The 16,879-nt window shown below is 59.8% G+C and carries 15 protein-coding genes and 3 pseudogenes; 8 read left to right on the top strand and 10 right to left on the bottom strand.

Annotated features, from left to right (window positions below; translation table 11 throughout):
- Together WA702_RS10275 and WA702_RS10270 are read left to right on the top strand one after the other, a co-directional pair.
- Nucleotides 1-216 (top strand): annotated as a pseudogene (locus tag WA702_RS10275) (IS21 family transposase); the annotation flags it as partial.
- Nucleotides 216-838, top strand: a pseudogene (locus WA702_RS10270) (ATP-binding protein). The pseudogenes WA702_RS10275 and WA702_RS10270, both read left to right, overlap by 1 nt.
- 672 nt (nucleotides 839-1,510) lie before the next feature.
- On the opposite strand, the gene WA702_RS10265 reads toward WA702_RS10270, so the two are convergent.
- The 5 genes from WA702_RS10265 to WA702_RS10245 all read right to left on the bottom strand — a co-directional run bounded on the left by WA702_RS10265 (nucleotide 1,511) and on the right by WA702_RS10245 (nucleotide 8,407).
- Entirely contained in the window at nucleotides 1,511-4,666 is a 3,156-nt protein-coding gene (locus WA702_RS10265) for an ATP-binding protein (RefSeq protein ID WP_425110408.1), read from the bottom strand.
- 25 nt (nucleotides 4,667-4,691) lie between these two features.
- Entirely contained in the window at nucleotides 4,692-5,354 is a 663-nt protein-coding gene (locus WA702_RS10260) for an MEDS domain-containing protein (protein ID WP_425110405.1), read from the bottom strand.
- 91 nt (nucleotides 5,355-5,445) lie between these two features.
- A complete protein-coding gene (locus WA702_RS10255) occupies nucleotides 5,446-5,823 on the bottom strand; it encodes a response regulator (RefSeq protein WP_425110404.1) in 378 nt (125 codons plus the stop codon).
- Nucleotides 5,824-5,859: 36 nt separating this feature from the next.
- Nucleotides 5,860-6,225 (bottom strand): response regulator, encoded by a 366-nt coding sequence (locus WA702_RS10250; protein ID WP_425110403.1) that lies wholly within the window; start codon nucleotides 6,223-6,225, stop codon nucleotides 5,860-5,862.
- Nucleotides 6,218-8,407: a PAS domain-containing sensor histidine kinase gene (locus WA702_RS10245; RefSeq protein ID WP_425110402.1), complete on the bottom strand. Its 2,190-nt coding sequence runs from the start codon at nucleotides 8,405-8,407 to the stop codon at nucleotides 6,218-6,220. Before WA702_RS10245 ends, WA702_RS10250 begins: the two co-directional genes overlap by 8 nt.
- 347 nt (nucleotides 8,408-8,754) lie before the next feature.
- Here WA702_RS10245 and WA702_RS10240 point away from each other — a divergent pair, with 347 nt between their 5' ends.
- The 5 genes and pseudogenes from WA702_RS10240 (at nucleotide 8,755) to WA702_RS10220 (ending at nucleotide 13,073) form a co-directional block, all read left to right on the top strand.
- Nucleotides 8,755-9,549: an alpha/beta fold hydrolase gene (locus WA702_RS10240; RefSeq protein ID WP_425110407.1), complete on the top strand. Its 795-nt coding sequence runs from the start codon at nucleotides 8,755-8,757 to the stop codon at nucleotides 9,547-9,549.
- 17 nt (nucleotides 9,550-9,566) lie between these two features.
- Nucleotides 9,567-11,204 (top strand): ATP-binding protein, encoded by a 1,638-nt coding sequence (locus tag WA702_RS10235; RefSeq protein WP_425110401.1) that lies wholly within the window; start codon nucleotides 9,567-9,569, stop codon nucleotides 11,202-11,204.
- 34 nt (nucleotides 11,205-11,238) lie between these two features.
- Nucleotides 11,239-12,051 (top strand): annotated as a pseudogene (locus tag WA702_RS10230) (class I SAM-dependent methyltransferase).
- A gap of 328 nt (nucleotides 12,052-12,379) precedes the next feature.
- The gene (locus WA702_RS10225) at nucleotides 12,380-12,649 is read left to right on the top strand and encodes a cation:proton antiporter (RefSeq protein ID WP_425110400.1); all 270 of its coding nucleotides are present in this window, start codon (nucleotides 12,380-12,382) and stop codon (nucleotides 12,647-12,649) included.
- Nucleotides 12,650-12,923: 274 nt separating this feature from the next.
- Nucleotides 12,924-13,073 (top strand): hypothetical protein, encoded by a 150-nt coding sequence (locus WA702_RS10220; RefSeq protein WP_425110399.1) that lies wholly within the window; start codon nucleotides 12,924-12,926, stop codon nucleotides 13,071-13,073.
- Between the two features lie 760 nt (nucleotides 13,074-13,833).
- On the opposite strand, the gene WA702_RS10215 is transcribed toward WA702_RS10220, so the two are convergent.
- Nucleotides 13,834-13,965: a hypothetical protein gene (locus tag WA702_RS10215; protein WP_425110398.1), complete on the bottom strand. Its 132-nt coding sequence runs from the start codon at nucleotides 13,963-13,965 to the stop codon at nucleotides 13,834-13,836.
- Here WA702_RS10215 and WA702_RS10210 point away from each other — a divergent pair.
- Nucleotides 13,964-14,452 carry a chemotaxis protein CheB gene (locus WA702_RS10210; protein WP_425110406.1) on the top strand — a complete coding sequence of 163 codons (489 nt, stop codon included), beginning with the start codon at nucleotides 13,964-13,966 and terminating at the stop codon, nucleotides 14,450-14,452. The genes WA702_RS10215 and WA702_RS10210 overlap by 2 nt on opposite strands.
- Nucleotides 14,453-14,490: 38 nt before the next feature.
- Here the strand turns inward: WA702_RS10210 and WA702_RS10205 are convergent, their stop codons facing one another.
- The 4 genes from WA702_RS10205 to WA702_RS10190 all read right to left on the bottom strand — a co-directional run bounded on the left by WA702_RS10205 (nucleotide 14,491) and on the right by WA702_RS10190 (nucleotide 16,665).
- The gene (locus tag WA702_RS10205) at nucleotides 14,491-15,198 is read right to left on the bottom strand and encodes a hypothetical protein (protein ID WP_425110397.1); all 708 of its coding nucleotides are present in this window, start codon (nucleotides 15,196-15,198) and stop codon (nucleotides 14,491-14,493) included.
- A gap of 51 nt (nucleotides 15,199-15,249) precedes the next feature.
- Nucleotides 15,250-15,774 carry a Crp/Fnr family transcriptional regulator gene (locus tag WA702_RS10200; protein WP_425110396.1) on the bottom strand — a complete coding sequence of 175 codons (525 nt, stop codon included), beginning with the start codon at nucleotides 15,772-15,774 and terminating at the stop codon, nucleotides 15,250-15,252.
- A 368-nt stretch (nucleotides 15,775-16,142) separates the two neighbouring features.
- The gene (locus WA702_RS10195) at nucleotides 16,143-16,382 is read right to left on the bottom strand and encodes a DUF6894 family protein (RefSeq protein ID WP_425110395.1); all 240 of its coding nucleotides are present in this window, start codon (nucleotides 16,380-16,382) and stop codon (nucleotides 16,143-16,145) included.
- Between the two features lie 118 nt (nucleotides 16,383-16,500).
- Complete coding sequence (locus WA702_RS10190) at nucleotides 16,501-16,665, bottom strand: hypothetical protein (protein WP_425110394.1); 165 nt, start codon at nucleotides 16,663-16,665, stop codon at nucleotides 16,501-16,503.
- Nucleotides 16,666-16,879: the final 214 nt, after the last annotated feature.

Raw genomic sequence — 16,879 nt, 5'->3', positions numbered from 1 at the left:
AACGCCGTGCTGACCGATGGTCTGCTGGCGGTCGAAGCCGCCTGTACCGAAGCGCTCGGTCACGGCGTCCACTCCGCCGATGTCGTACTCAACATCCTGGCTCGTCAACGTGAACCCGCCCCACCGGTCAACATCATGACGCCGGCCCCACTGACGCTCCGTCATGCACTGATCGCCGATTGTGCCCGCTACGACAACCTCCGGAGAACCGTCTGATGGAGCGATCCCAAATCTTCGACCTCATGGGCGAACTCAAGCTCTACGGCATGAAGGCTGCCTTCGACGAGATCATGGCAACTGCCGTCAAGCGGCAGCACGAACCTCAGCGCATTGTTGGCGACCTGCTCAACGCCGAGATCAACGAGAAGCAAGCCAGGTCGATCAAATACCAGCTCACCATTGCCAAGCTGCCGCTTGCCAAGGACATCGCCGACTTCCAGTTCGACGGTACGCCGATCAATCAGACTCTCATCAATGATCTCGCTGGCGGCGGCTTTATCGCCCAGCAGCGCAACGTGGTGCTGGTCGGCGGCATCGGCACGGGCAGAACTCACCTGGCCATTGCCATCGTCAGAAGCTGCATCCGATCCGGTGCCCGCGGCCGCTTTTTTAACGTGGTCGACCTCGTCAATCGCCTCGAGACCGAGACCCGCAATGGACGGCAAGGACGGCTCGCCGAGCATCTGACTCGGATGGACTTCATCGTGCCATCGTGACAACCAATCTCGCCTTCGGCGAATGGCCAAGCGTGTTCGGCGACGCCAAAATGACCACCGCGCTGCTCGACCGATTGACCCACCACTGCGACATCGTCGAGACCGGCATATCGTGCGGTTGATGCGCCGCCCTATGTGAAGACCTACGTCAAGCGGCAGAAGAATGATGCGACTGACGCGGTGGCCATTTGCGATGCGGCAAGAGGGCCAAGATGCGGTTCGTGCGGGACAGAGCCGCCGAACAGCAGAGCGGTCTGGTGCTGCACCGGGCCCGCGTTTGTTCGTCCGCCAACAAACCTCGGTGATCAAATGCAATCCGGGCCCGTCTTGTCGAGTTCGGGATCGTTGCGCCAACCGGTCGTCACGGTGTCGAGGAACTGCTCGATGTCGTTACCGAGACATACTGTTCCGCGCCCTCGACATGGGTTTCGTCGCGAAGACTCGCTGCATGCCTGCAGCGCAGAACCACAGAATACTGTAAATGCCGGGTACCCTCAACTGGGCAGTACCAGGCAAAAGCACTATGCTGAGGCCCTCGTCCGACACGCCTAGCGGAGAACTTAAGCCGCCAGACGACTCTCCTCTTCGCTCCGCCTGGTGGCTTGAAGCCCTCTGAGGAAGTGGGCCAGGGTGGCCTTGCGTGACTCGCGATCTAGGGCATACGCAGTGTGCTTGAACTTAATGCCGTCGGCGCAATTGAGGGACAATGTCTACGATGGTCGTGTATTTCTCGAGCAACTCTCCTCCGTTCAGCTAGCATGCATGTCATCATTAGGAGGGACACACTTACCGGCTCACAAGCCCGTGTCACCGGCATCTTTCGCCGTGCTCGGCATAGCGTCCAGCATATCCCGGACGCGAGTCGCCAACCCTTCGAACGTGAATGGTTTGCTGATGAGTTGTACGCCCGCATCCAGACGTCCATGGTGAACGATGGCGTTTCGCGAATAGCCTGTCGTGAACAGCACCCGCAACCCGGGTCTCATTTGCTTGGCAAGGTCCGCCAACTCACGCCCGCTTTTGCCCGGCAGCACGACATCGGTGAACAGCAGGTCTATCCTGTCCGAAGTTCGCAGCATGCTCAGCGCGGCATCAGGATGGTCCGCTTCCAGGACGTTATAGCCGAGTTCGACCAACACTGAGACGCTGTATGCGCGCACGTCCGCATTGTCCTCGACGACCAGTATGACCTCCTCCGAATGGCCGCGCGGCGCGAGGCGCTCCTGGGTTTCCGTTCCCACGGCCGCATCGCCATGATAGCGCGGAAAGTACAGTTTCACGCTCGTGCCGGCACCCGGTTCGCTATAGACGGTGACATGGCCGCCTGATTGTTTGACGAAGCCGTAGACCATGCTGAGGCCAAGGCCCGTACCCTTGCCGACCTCCTTGGTCGTAAAGAACGGTTCAAACACCCGGTTCAGAGTCTCTTTATCCATGCCGCTGCCGGTATCGCTTACCGACACCATGACATATTGGCCTGGGACCACTTCGGCATCGGTGGCAGCGTATTGCTCGTCGAGAACCACATTGGCCGTCTCGATCGTCAGACGGCCGCCTTGCGGCATCGCGTCTCGGGAATTGATACCAAGATTGAGAATTGCGCTCTCGACTTGGTTTGGATCGACATCCACCGTCCAAAGCCGGGGCGCCAGCACCCCCTCCAATTCAACGGTCTCGCCGAGAGTGCGGTGGAAGAGATCCGTCATCTTCCGAATAATTAGATTGAGATCGGACGGTTGCGGGGTAAGGGGCTGCCGTCGTGAAAAGGCGAGCAGACGGGCTGTTAGGCTCGCCGCTCGCTGTGCACCTTGCAGAGACATTTCAACCGCACGGCGAACGCGAATCTCGTCGCCCGGCTTGCTGCGCCGGATTGTATCGAGGCCGCCTATTATAACAGTGAGGAGGTTGTTGAAGTCGTGGGCGACCCCGCCCGTCAGTTGCCCGACTGCCTCCATCTTTTGGGCTTGGCGAAGAGCCTCTTCTGCTTTTCCACGTTCGGCTATTTCTTCGGCAATGCGGTCCTCAAGAGTCGCGTTTAGCTGCTGCAACATCTCCTCAGCGGATTTCCGCTGCGCTATTTCCCTCTGCGAAGCCTCGAACAGCCGAGCATTGTCGATGGCGACACTCGCCTGACCGGCAAGGCCGGTCATGAGTTCTTCCGAGCGTGCGTTGAACACTCCGGGCTCTGGATGACCGAAGAACAATCCCCCGAGAACTTCACCCGAACGCGAGCGAACAGGAACGGCGAGATAGCTCCTGACGGGTAGGTGGCCTTCAGGGATGCCCTTGTACGGCGCGTTGTGCCCGTAGCGGCGGTCCTTCAAAATGTCATCCGATCGCACCGTTCCCTCACCATTGAAGGTCGGGGCAAAGATGGCGGTGTTACGCGGCATCGGAAACTTGGAAAATGCTTCTCTCGGCGCGCCGGAAAGAGTGTAGAGCGTGTAACTTTTACCGGCTTCGTTGACGGCATTGTAGAAGAAGGCGCCGAAAGCAGCGCCAGTGAGTTCGACGCCTGCATCCGTCACGGTCTGTACGACGCCAGCCAAATCGAGGTTCGCCGGAAGCGAAGCACCCGCGCGATTTAGTATCTGAAGCGCCCGGGTTTCTGCACGAAGCTCGTTCTCGGTTTGGCGAAGGGCTTCCTCGGCCGCTTTCCTCGCCGTAATGTCGAGAGCCGTTCCGATAGCACGAATGCAGCGCTCCCCGTCGAACAGGCCTTTCCCCTTGGCCGCAACCCACCGAACGACGCCATCTTCCTTGCCGATCGTCCGGTATTCAACGTCATAAGTGGCGCGACGCTGAGGATCGAGAGCGGAGGCAAAGGCCTGGCTTGTCGCGCCGAGATCATCAGGATGCAGTCCAGCATAGAAGTCCGTCATGCTGCATGGCGTCCCCGCCGAAATTCCAAACATCGCCTTGGTACGGTCGCACCAGGTCAAGTGATCAGTGGTTAAATCGAGGTCCCAGATTCCCACCTCGGCCGCCGAGATAGCCAGGCGAAACGACTCTTCGTTGAGAGCCAGCTGCGCCTGACTTTGGACCTGATTGGTGACATCGTGTCCTTCGGCGAAGATGCCGGTTATCTCCCCATTCTGATTGGAGATCGGTTGGTAGATGAAGTCGAGGTAACGCCGCTCAAGCGGCCCGCCAGGTTCGCGCCGGAGGTCGATTGCTGCAGCCGTTGAAACGTAGGGCTCGCCGGTCGCGTAGGCCCTGTCCAAAATCTCAAAGAAGCCTTGTCCTTCCAGCTCTGGGAATACCTCGCGAACAGACCGACCCGAGATGTCCCGCTGCCCGACCAGGCGAAAATAGCTTTGATTACATAGCTCGAATACGTGCTGAGGACCGCGCATGACCGCCATGAAGCCCGGAGCCTGCTCGAATAGCCGCTGCAGCTGGTCCCGCTCGCTTCCGAGCTTCCGGTTAAGCACCTCCACCGCGTGCCGCTGCTGGTTGAGCGCCCCGGTCTCGGCGCGGAGTGCCCGCTCCGCGCGCGCCCTCTGCCAAGCGACGGCCACTTGGTTGGCAGCCATCGTGAGCGCCAAGTGCTCAGCCTGAGTTGGAAAGCTTTGCCGAGCGCACACCGCGTCGAGACGGCCGGCGCCAGTCAATCCAATAGCAGTGCAAAATCCACGGAGACTTCCGTCCGGGCCGAGTTCGCCGGTTGCCGCAGCCCCCGGCTCCGGGAAGGCTGTCTGGAGGAGATGAGCCAGGTCCGCAGGATGGCCATTGGGAAAGCGGCTGACTTCGCGGGTTTCGCCCCGCTCGGTGCGAAAAGATACCTGCACGCCATCCAGATCAAGCACCTGCACCAGCGCATCGGCTAAGTCCGCCGCTATCCGGTCCTCATCGGCGTTGATCCACATTGCCGGAAGAGACGACAACGCCGCCATGTCGCCGAGAGCGCGGCGCAATGCCCGCAGTTCGCGGTCGTCAAGTTGATCCACCTTGTTCAATACCGCTCCCCAAGGCCTACGTCGTTACGCACGCGTCCCTTCGAGCTTGGAGCTCGGCCAGAAACTGATCTGGGGGAACGAAGAATGGATTTTGCTGAAGAATCCCGCCGACGATGACCTGTGGGTGGGTGCGCAATATATCCATCACCGTAGCCGCACTGAACTTATTGAGGTCGTATGTGCAAACGACCACGTCATCGTATTTTGGGAGAACGTGATTTAACCGTGTCTCGTATTCGACAATCTTTTCGACACCCGGAAGGTCTTCCAGGGCCCATTCCATGTTGGCCCAGAGGCGGGTCATTCCAAATCCGCTGCTCCGGCCCTCCTTGAGGACGTCCTGGATCAAGGCGAGCATGGCGTCCTGGTCAAAGCCGTTGCCGCCACTCAAATAGGCCTGTTCCCATGGTTTCATTTCCAGCTGGCCACGGGCCGTGGCCGCGTCGACGTCGATCCCCTCGGCCTTTAGCTTTCGAACGCGGTCGTCCCGTTGCTGATTGTTGATGATCTGGACGAGCCGGTCGTTAGCCGCCAGCCCATCCCTGGTGAACGGCGCCAGTACTGTCTGCTCCTCATCGTCGGAGCTGAAGAATGCACAAGCATGGCAGGAGCAAGTAAGTTCCGAGCCCGCGAGTTTCACGGACCGACCGAGCGGCACTGCTTCGTGAAGCGTAGACATAGAATCACCTCCCTCATAACTGAAACGGCACGGTCGCTCATCGTCATCGTTCGTGGCGTTCTGCCGACGTCGATGAACCGCCCCTACTACCCTACAAGGCCGCCGTAAGGGCGGCCGAAAGTTCGTCCTGCACAAAGGGCTTCTGCACGACAGGTCTGGTGCGAAAGGCTTCCGGCAGTCCAGCACGGCCATATCCGCTTGCAAATGCGAAGGGAATGCCGTGATCGGAGAGGAACTCCGCTACGCGAAAAACCTTGATGCCATGCAAACTCACATCCAGCAGCGCAACATCGAAACCTCCCGACCGCGCCTTTTCCAGTGCTTCAGGCACGCTGCCCGCCTGCGCAGTAACAATACACCCCAGGTCCGCAAGCATGTCCTCTACGGACATCGCGACCAGGCTTTCGTCTTCGACAAGAAAAACGCGCAGACCTTGTAATTCCATGAGCCACAAGTCCAACACCAGCACCAAAGACACATCGCGGCCTAATTGAAAACCGCTGGATCACTTCTTGCCAAACATCGACTGCAATTTCGTGCTCAGTTCGTCTATCGTGAAGGGCTTATTCAAAACGTCGCACTCCCTGAATGCCTCTGGCACTCCCATGCGACCGTATCCCGTGCTGAACATAAAAGGCAGCTGCCGACTTTTAAGAATCTCGGCGACGGGAAAAACAAGCTCGCCGTCGAGATTGATGTCAAGAAGAGCGAAGTCAAATGAGTCTGCGCGGGCGGCACTCTGCGCCTTCGCCAGGGTCGCGACGGAGGCCGTCACGTGACAGCCCAATTCTTCGAGCATGTTTTCTATGAGCAGCGCCACGGCACCCTCGTCTTCGACCACCAGCACGCGCAGACCCGTAAGATCAGCCATTTAGCGCCGATCCACGCAATGGAATGGCAGTACGACAACACAATCCTTTCGGATCAAAGACGAGATCGAGCTCTCCGCCCAGATCGCGCTCGATGCACCGTTCCATAAGCCGTGTGCCAAAGCCGCGCCGCGTTGGCGCCTGCACCGGCGGCCCCCCGCTTTCCTGCCAAATAAGATCGAGCATCGTCTGGCCGGCACTCTCACGCACCAGCCAAGTGAGCTGCAGCATTCCTGCTTCGGATGACAGAGCGCCATACTTCGCGGCGTTCGTGGCGAGTTCGGTCAAGGCCATCGTAAGGCTGAGAGCGGCCCTTGGGTTCAGGGTGACGGACGGTCCTTGAATTTTCACCCTTTCGCCGAAGCTCGCGGAGATGGGCGCAAGAACCTCCCTTGCAAGATAATCAAGTGGCGCATCTTCCCAGTGCCGTTGTGACAACAGATCATGAGCGCGGGCCAGCCCGAGCAGTCTCTTTTCATAACGCTTGCCGAAATCAGGCAGGCTTTCGGAATGCCGGGCAGTTTGCATCGCCAGGGATTGCACGGTCGCCAGCGTGTTTTTGACTCTATGATTCAGTTCGTCGATTAGCGTCTTCTGTCTGTTCTCTGCTTGTTTGCGTTCAGTGATATCGACGAGCATGTTGATGGCGCCGATCAGCTTGCCATCAGTGTCATGCAGAGGCGTCGGATATGGGATAAATGGAACCATTGTGCCGTCGGGACGCTCCGCGACGGCCTCGATACCCCGGACTGGCCGATCCTCCTTGAGGGCCACAGCCATCGGACATTGGTCGTGCGGCAGCGGCGCTCCGTCGGCCGTGTGGAGCCGCCACGTGACGCACCACTCGTCCCCCAGTTGGGGAGTTCTGCCTGCCATCTCGATGCATGCCTTATTGAAAAAGGTTATCCGGCCATTTGCATCAGTGGTGTAAACCGCAGCCGGTAAGCCTTCGAGAAGATCACGCATATGACGTTCTCTTTCGCGAATGCGATCCTCCATCCGCTGGGCGTCGGTAACATCCTGAATGACCCTGACGCCGTAAAGAAATCGTCCCGCTTCATCGCGCACCGACGAGGCGTACACGTCGAGGAACACCGTCGTGCCGTCGGGTTTGGACGCTCGCTTGCGCACCGAGTAGCTGTCGAGTTCACCTCGCACTTGACGCGCATAGTTTGCACTATCTTCAGCTTGATCGTCCCGATGCGTGTAGTCGAGAAACACCATGCTCAAAAGCTCCTCGCGCGAGCGTCCAAGCATTTTGCAGATGGCATCGTTTACGCGAAGCAGGTGGCCCGTTTCGTCCGCCTCGGCAATGCCCACCGTGGCGGCTTCGTAGGTTGCCGCCAACCGTTCTTCGCTCTCTCGGCGGGCGCGCTCGGCTTCACGCAGATACGTCACGTCCAAAGTAAAGCAGCGCGTGTTGATAAATTTACCATCGTGGAAGCGGCTGTTCGAGGTGACAAGGACGTCCTTGATCGAGCCATTCTTCGCGCGCAGACGGGCGGGGTGGCGGTCAAGTTTTTCGCCACACGACAGCTTCTGAAGGATCTCGCCGATGACCGGCGCGTCGACGTGAAACTCTGCGATATGGCGCCCGACATATTCATCGGCGCGGTATCCCAGAAGGTCGAGTTCGGCCTGGTTGGCGCGCAAGATGATGCCTTCACCACTGACGATGTGGAGGCCGACCGCGCTATTCTCGAAGAAATCTTCCAGATCACTGCTTTTTCTCCGGACTTCCTCCTCCATGTTCTTGTGCGCGGATATGTCCTGAAAGCAGTTGATCGCACCCTGTATGTTGCCCCGGAAATCCGTCAGAGCCCGGATGTTGACCAGAGCCGTGAATCGGGAGCCGTCCGGACGCTCCATGATGACTTCAGCATTCCTCGTAGCGGTGCCAGAGCGGACCGCATCAGCCATCGGGCAGTCCTCAGCCGGTAGCGGCGTGCCGTCGGGCAAAAATAGCCGATGCGACCCACAGAAGCGTTCCTTGGCTCCGTTCGCGTTGGGTAGGCGGCCCCACAGAGCGACCGCCTCCGAATTGTAGCGGATAAGCCAACCCTCTTGGTCGCAAAGGTAGACGGCGCCAGGGATCGCATCCAACGCCGTCGGCGCCGCCCCAATAAGGGCCTCGAATTCGGTGAGCTTGCGCGCTTCCGCTGGGAATTCTTCAACATTAGTCATCCGCCGACCTTTCGAGGGCCTACTATAGTTTCGGCTTCTCCGCTCGCCAGAGAACCACGCCGAACCCAAATATCGGATTTGCGCCCCACCTTGGCCGCGGCCGCAAATACGGACAAGTGGCGTTAAACGCGGGATACCGAGCTTTGTTCCCAACAAAAAAATTTTCCTGGAGGAAAGCCGGGTCGCGAGCGGAATGTCCACTCGCTTGCCCTCGTGCTACGGTAACCCTTTAGCTCGCAATGCGGGCCCCAACCGCATGAGAGGGGGTGGCCCTGAAGCGGGTTCCAAGGCAGTTTCGTTTGCCAGCCCGAAGTACCGGCCTCGTCAGGAGCATCATCTTGGATATTATGCGGCGCAACAACGTGACTATCCACGGTTCAGGCGACCGCCCAATGGTTTTCGCCCATGGCTTCGGCTGCGATCAGAACATGTGGCGCTTCGTTTGGCCTGCCTTCGCTGATGCCTATCGCATCGTGCTGTTCGATCACGTGGGGTGTGGCGGCTCCGATCTTTCAGCCTACGACGCCGGAAAGTACGGCTCTCTTGATGGGTATGCTGACGACGTCGTTGCTATTTGCCGCGAACTTGCAATCACCCACGGGGTCTTCGTCGGACACTCCGTGAGCGCAATGATCGGCGCCATCGCTTCGCTCAAAGCGTCCGATGTTTTCGATGAACTCATTATGATTGGTCCATCTCCCCGGTACATCAATGATGAGGGATACATTGGCGGCTTCAGTGAGCAGCAAATCCACGAGTTGCTCGATTTTCTTGACGCCAACCACATGGGCTGGTCGCAGGCGATGGCCCCTGTCATCATGGGCAATCCCGAACGGCCGGAGCTGGGGGAAGAACTTACCAATTCCTTCTGCATGACGGATCCAGAGATCGCCAAAAAATTCGCACGCGTCACTTTTCTTTCCGACAACCGCAGCGACCTGCCTGCGATCAAGGCGCGTTCTCTCGTCCTGCAATGCTCCGAGGACGTCATCGCCCCGAAAAGTGTGGGCGAATACGTGGCCAAGCAGCTTCCCAATAGCCAGTTAACCATTTTGAATGCCACAGGACATTGTCCCAATCTCAGTGCGCCCGAGGAAACCATTTCCGCGATAAAGGCTTTCCTGGAAGGTCCGCCTGATTGAGCGCGTCTTTGGAGATTATGGCGGACAACATCGACGATCTTGAGGACCTGTTCGATAGTGCTCCCTGCGGCTATCTCGCTGCGGGGGCAGACGGACGTATCACCAAAGTCAACTCCACCTACTGCAAATGGCTTGACCGAGAAAAGAGCACATTTATCGGGCACCGTTTCCAGGATTCCCTGAACATCGCCGGAAAAATATACTACGAAACCCACTTTGCTCCACTGATGCGGATGCAGGGGTTTTTCAACGAGGTCGCGCTGGACCTGGTGCGCGCGGACGGATCAACCCTTCCTGTCCTCGTCAATGCCGCCGAGCGGCGCGACGAATCGAACCATCTGCGATTCATTCGCATTACCGTCTTCAATGCGTCCGATCGCCGCCGCTATGAGCGAGAGCTTCTCGAATCGCGCCGCGCTGCAGAGCGGGCCAACGCCGAATTGCTCGAACTCAACCAAACACTCGAACGACGCGTCGCCGAGGCGGTCGAGGCGCGCCTGAAAAGCGAGCGGGCACTTCACCAGGCGCAGAAAATGGAAGCGGTGGGCCAACTCACCGGCGGCATCGCCCATGATTTCAATAATATGCTCTCAGTTATAGTATCGTCGCTTGGGCTGCTCGAGCGAAGGCTTGTAAAAGGCGAGGACGTTTCCCGGTTTGTTTTCGCCGCAAAAGAGGGCGCCAATCGCGCCGCGGACTTGACGCGGCGCCTTCTCTCGTTCTCGCGTCAACAGACCCTTGCTCCTGAAGCGATCAACGCGAATCAAATGGTTGCTGACATGTCCGAACTACTGCGTCGGACATTGGGCGAAGCTGTGCAGTTCGAAACGGTGCTCGCGGGCGGACTCTGGCACGTCCACGCCGACAGAAACCTGCTCGAGAGCGCAATCTTGAACCTCGCGATCAACGCCCGCGATGCCATGCCGGATGGCGGACGTCTCACGATTGAGACCGCCAATTGTCACCTGGATGAGGCTTACGCGGCAGAGCAGGCAATCGCGTCAGGCCAATACGTCATGGTCGCGGTCACCGATACCGGCACGGGCATGACACCCGATGTCGTGGCCAAGGCGTTTGAGCCGTTCTTCACCACCAAAGGCGTAGGCAAGGGTACCGGATTGGGCTTGAGCCAAGTGTTCGGCTTCGTCAAGCAATCGAACGGACACATCAAAATCTATTCGGAAATCGACCACGGCACCACGATGAAGATCTATCTTCCACGCTTCTACGGCGCTTCCGAAGGCTCCAAGCCTCAGACCAAAGAGCTTCTGGCGCTCGCCTCCGGCCGCGAGGTCATTCTCCTCGTAGAGGATGACGCGCAGGTCCTGTCGCTAACAGCCCAGACACTCGGCGACTTAGGGTACGAAGTCATAGAGACGCGAAACGCTGCTGAGGCCCTGGAGGCTCTCTCCGCACATCCCGAGATCTGTCTACTCTATACCGATCTGGTCATGCCTGAAATGAACGGTCGCGCTCTTGCTGACGAAGCCCGGCGACGGCGTCCTGACCTGAAGATCCTTTTTACCACCGGCTACGCGCGAAACGCGATCGTTCACAATGGCATCCTCGACCCCGACATGAATCTGCTGCAGAAGCCGGCCTCCATGCAGCACTTGGCAGGGAAAGTGAGAGAAGTCCTTAATTCGAAATCATAAGCGGACAGCCACGCGGTGGTCAGGGACAACACTCATGTCGAATTCCGACAAAGTATTCGCCGGCTCGGTACCGGACATCTACGACGCCTACATGGTCCCTCTCATCTTCGACTCGTATGCGGCCGATCTCGCTGCACGCGTCAGCGGATCTAGTCCCGAGATCGTTTCTGGAAACGGCGGCCGGGAGCGGTGTCGTCCCGCGCGCACTTGCGCCCATGCTCAACGCTAAAGCACGCTATGTGATCTCCGACCTCAACCAGCCCATGCTCAACCGCGCCATCGCGCCGCAAGCGGCCGATCCACGTATCACGTGGAAGCAAGCCGACGCGCTGCAGTTGCCCTTCGAGAATGAAGGCTTCGATGCCGGGTGCTGCCAGTTCGGCGTCATGTTCTTTCCGGATCGTGTTGCAGCTGATAAGGAGGCTCTTCGCGTTCTTCGTCCTGGCGGCCGCTTCTTTCAACGTCTGGGATGCATAGAAGACAACGATTTTGCCCAGGGTCGTAACCGAGACGGTGACCAATATTTTTTCGAGCGACCCGCCCCTCTTCCTGACACGGACGCCGCAAGGGTATCATGACGTAGATACAATCGAGGCCGATTTGCGAGCCGCGGGCTTTTCAACAATCCAAATCGAAACGGTAGCAAAAAAGCAGCGTCGCGACGAGCCCCCGCCACCCTGCCATCGCCTATTGCCAAGGCACGCCGCTCCGCAACGAAATCGAGGCGCGGGATGCCACCAGCCTGGAAAGCGCGACAACATCCGCCACGGAAGCGATCGCAAAAGCCTTCGGTAACGGCGCCCTGTCCGCCAAAATTCAGGCGCATGTCGTCGTTGCTGGCCCTTGAAATTGAGATTTTCGATGTTTTGACGAGCGCGATGGTCGTACTTTTTTCGATAACGAACCTCGATTGAGCACGACCAAATCGTGCAGTGAGGATCCGCAGCTGTTGTCATTTTTCGAATCATCCGAAGTTTGTTGACGCTGTCTGCGGTGCTGGGTCGGGTCAATCACAATTACCTGCCTTTCCCCCATACAATCGGCCTCCTCATCACGAGCGTCGTCGTGTCCCTCATTCTCGTGGGAATCGATGCGATGATACCGGATAGGCGTTTGTTCGACGCGCTCACGCGTGCACTGCTGCAAATCATTTAAGCGCAGTGGTTATGCAGGGAATGCTGGCCTTCCTTCTCTTTGCCGGGGCGCTTCATGTGGATCTCGGACCGCTTCGGAGCCGGGCCGTTCCGGTCATCGTTCTCGCGACATTCGGCACCGCCGCTTCGACACTGATGGTGGGTGTTGCCGTCTGGCAAGCCGCAGCATTACTTGGTCAGCCGATGGGTCTGGCCTGGGCCATGGTCTTCGGCGCGCTCATCAGCCCAACAGATCCGGTAGCTGTTCTCCACACTCAAGAACATCAATGTGCCGCCCCGCCTCAAGGTTGAGATGCAGGGTGAATCGCTTTTCAACGACGGCATCGGCATCGTCCTGTTCACGACCTCCTTTTGTTCGCAACGGGCGGAGCCGGTGAGCGCACAACGATCGTTGCCGTTGGCGAATTGCTTCTGGTCGAGGCCGGAGGCGGCCTGCTGCTCGCATCGCTACCGGCGGAGGACGAGGCCGCCAGCGCGCTCCCCACCGCCCAGGCCTGCGCCTGGGCTTCCTCATAGGCGAGGACGGCGAGCGCGAAGATCAGACGCCCGTGACCGTGCGCGGTACATGCTGCCGGATCTCGAACAGCATGGTGTGCAGGTCTTGCGCGCGATCCTGGGTCAACCTGCGCGCCGCGACGATGCCGGAGGCTTGCAGCGCATGTTCGCAGGCCGCTTCGTACGGATGGAAGGCTCGCGGTTCAAAACCGGCTTCTGAAGGCCGGGCGCAAGCGGCGGGCTGGCACCAGGAATTTCAGAACACGTTCGCGAGAACGTGCGCCATCAGCTTTTACCCTTCCGGGCTGTTGCATAGCCGTGGCACTCCCGGCATAGTGAGCCGGTCGCGGCGCACGGATATGGGCGCGGTAACGTCTTTCGGACAAGGAAGTCCGGCGAGGCTCTTGGCCCGCCTATCGCGGAAGATGCGCAATCTTCGGCAAGGGACCGCATCGGGAGTTCTGAAGCTCCGCGGACACCTTCCACTGATTTGCTGGAAAAATCCATCCCCTCTTGGGGGCGCTTTCGCGCTCCCGCCCTCGGCGCTTCCGAAGCGGAAGCGGCATGACCAGCTCCGAAAAAGGACTCGCGTTGGTTCCGGCGAAAGGATAATGGAACCATCCTCTGGGGTACGCTGTGACCGAACGCCAGCCAACATCCATATGCCCGAAGTGTCACAAGCCGATGAGCTTTGCTCTGCTCAAAAGGGGCGAGAGGAAGCTCACGTGCTTCGACTGTGATGGGGCGGACCCCATGCATTCGCCCGAGGTGGCTAGGCTGCTTACTGGCAATCTGCGACCACCGGAATAAACCGGGGCTGCTGCCGTCGCTTGTGCGCCGCTCACTCCGCCGCCTCGGCGGGAGCCGAGGCCGGCAGAGGGTGCGGTGGCGATCGCCTCCAGCATGCCGGGCTTTTTTGCGCCTGGAAAGTTTTCCTATGCACGGCGGGCACGGCGTGCACTTCATGATCAATGTTAGGATTAGAACCAGACACCTCCGCCGACTTCTTTGTCGCGATCGGCGCTTCGGGCTCGCAAGGTCTTCGTGACATCGGACGCCTGCTGGGCCACCTGCCCCCGGATCTGCAAGCGGCCGTTCTGATCGTCCTGCATCGGCCATCCGACCAACGTCAGCCACCTGCGGGAAGTCCTTGGTCGGTGCTCCGCCATTCCGATCCATGTTGCATCAGCCTGCGAACGCTTGCGTCACGGAAGTGGCTATATCGGTGAGCCGGACGCCCACCTGACCCTGGCGGCGAGCAATTTCGGCGAGTTGGTGCCAGGCCCCTTTGATCTTCACCGAAACCGCACCGTCGATCTGCTTTTTCGATCCGTGGCCGCGCAGGCCAGCGGCGGCTTCATTGGCGTCGTGCTTTCCGGCTCTCTCGATGACGGCTCCCGCGGTCTTGCGGCCATTCACGAGGCCGGCGGCATCACCATGGTCCTGACACCGCATGGCGCGCCTCAAAAAGGCATGCCGGAGAACGCAATCGGCTACGATGGGCCGATCGACTTCATCGGCACACCGGAAGCGATCGCTGCCGAGATCGCAGGTCGAGTGCAGGCGCGATGGTCCGAACGGAGGAATCTGCTGCTCTGAGCCACCGCGGGTCCGCTGCCCTTTGACGTGTAACGTCTCTAGTTGAGCTCTCGGCGAAGCTTCTCGGCAATCGCCCGCTGGTCGTCGAGATACTGCTGGGCGACCTGCCGGGCTTTGTCCTCGCGCGACGGCTTAGGCGGGGGAGGATCTTCCTTGGGCGGTTCTTTCTCGCTCATAGGCACAGCGTATAACGGAACAGGCCCCGCTTCAAGAACGCTGCCGGTGCATCGTGAAAACATGGTGCTGCATTCTCCCTCCAGCCGAAGAGTGAGATCGTCGACGCCAAAGACGGTGTGGCGCCCGACGGTGTGGCGCTTCGTGCGGATCAGCGCGCTGAAGCGATCACCTTCCGTCTCATAGGAGCCGCAGTAGGTGAAGACGTCGCTGCCGCCGGTGACGGCGCCATCCTTGAGATGCACGATGCCTGTTCCTTCGCCTGCAGGCTTCTTGAACCAGGCCGCGTAGGTGCCACCCTTCAACATTCGCGTGTCTCGAATAACGGGTGCGAAAATGTAGCAGCGGGTCACGGCGGAAAACGCGGCTTGCCCGCGCAGCTCGGCTTCCTCGTTCGGAAGGTCTGTTCCGAAATTGGTGCTGACGATGACACCCACCAGAAACGGCCCGACTTCAGCTCCAGCTTCGCGCGGCGGCCGCCAAAGTAGACGGCGCACATCATGATCGAGCGCACATGCTTGAACTCTTCCGGTGATGCCGTCCACATACGCATCGAGCAGGTCTGCCCTCATTACCCTGGCCGCCGCCGTGGGCAATCAGCTCGATGACGAAACTTCGCGCCATTAGTTATGCCCCAGGTGCAGATAGCTCGGGTCGAATTCCGCAACGACTTCCAGCATCGCTCGATCGAGCATCACGACGGTCTTGCCATGCCAGCTGATCAGGCCGCGATGTCTCAGCTCCTGCACGGTCCGATTGACGTGCACCGCTGACAGACCGGACGCGTCGGCCAAATTCGCCTGCGTGAACGGCATTTCGAAGGTACCGTCCCGCACCAGTCCGACGGCATCGAGCCGCACGGCGAGTTCGCAGATAAGGTGCGCGACCCTGCCGAGCGCATCGCGAGCGCCGAGGGAAGCGACCCACTCGCGATAGATCGCGGCATCGACCAAGGTTTCGCGCCAGAGAGCATCCGTCAGCGACGGTGAGGCCGCTAGGACGGCGCGGAGAGCGGCATGCGAAACGAACGCGACGGTCGAACTACCCGCACTCGCGAGCTCATGGTCCATCACCGGGATATGCAACGAGTGCAGGTCCGGCGCATCGCCGGGGACGTAGACGGCGACGATCTGGTTCGCGTCGGCCACAGTCTTCTGCCGCATTGCGAAGCCCTCGACCAGCAGTCCGCAGCTTAGCGATCGGTCGCCCTGTCGCGCGATCGGCTCCCCGTCCGAAAATGAGCGAAGGACTTCCGGAAGGCTGCTCAGCAGCTCGCGATCATGTTCCGAAAGACCCACAGCGGCATGCAGCCGACTGACGAAATTGTGGTGCGGCATCTGGATCTCAGCGCCTTTCGTCCGGAGGATCGTCGGGAGCACGACGGCGCGGGGCGTGATTACTGTTCGATCTCTCGCCCATGATGCAGAACAGGTATACACGCCGGAGGTCGTGCGTACAGTGCGGAGAGCGCCAATGCACGGCGCATCCGCACCATGACAGGGCAGCCAATTGCCGGTCAGGGGCTTCGGTATTCGCTCGCGACGACAATCCGGTACACCGGCATCTCACCTTCGCAGACCTGCAGGCACCACCCATGTCCAGGGCTGAGATTGGTCTCGATGTCCCGCGCGAGCCGCATGGCTTCCCGCCAGGCGGCGCGATCGTCCCGCAGTTCCACTCCGGAATCGTCCCGGAACGGCTGCTCGCCGTCGATATGGAAGAAGTACTGCGGCATCGCATGACGATCCATCGACATGGTTTTCGGAGCTCCGGATCGACCGCGCGTGCGGCCTTGAAGGCTTGATTGACCTCGCGGAGATCGCCCTTCGCCTTCATCTGATCGAGCGCGCCTGGTTGACGGTCCGGACCGCCTCTCAGGCCCGGCCGATCGCGACGCTGTCCGCGGTGATGCCGACCCCGCCAGCTGCGGGCAGGTCCACGAGCTTGGCCACCGTCGCGGCGGCCTCTGCCTCGCCCTGCTCCTGCCTCCACATGAACAGCCAGTAGGCGAGCACGAAGTGAGCTCTGCGAAACAGCAATAGGCGACGCGCCTGGCCGGCATGTGTCGATCCACAGGGCGGACGGCGGCGGCGCCGCCGCGGCGCTACCGTGGGTGGCTGGCGGAGCGCGCAATCGTTGGCGGGCTGGCGGCCATGCATCGGTCCGTCGAAGATGCTGCCGACTCGAAGGTCGACAAGAAGATCAAAAGCAGCTGCCGAGGGTCTTAGTCGAACCATCGGAGCCTTGACGGGA

It is taken from the genome of Bradyrhizobium sp. (assembly GCF_049798375.1).
Taxonomy (GTDB): Bacteria; Pseudomonadota; Alphaproteobacteria; order Rhizobiales; family Xanthobacteraceae; genus Bradyrhizobium.
Note: the sequence above shows the minus strand (reverse complement) of the source record. Positions and strands in the feature narration are given on the sequence as shown.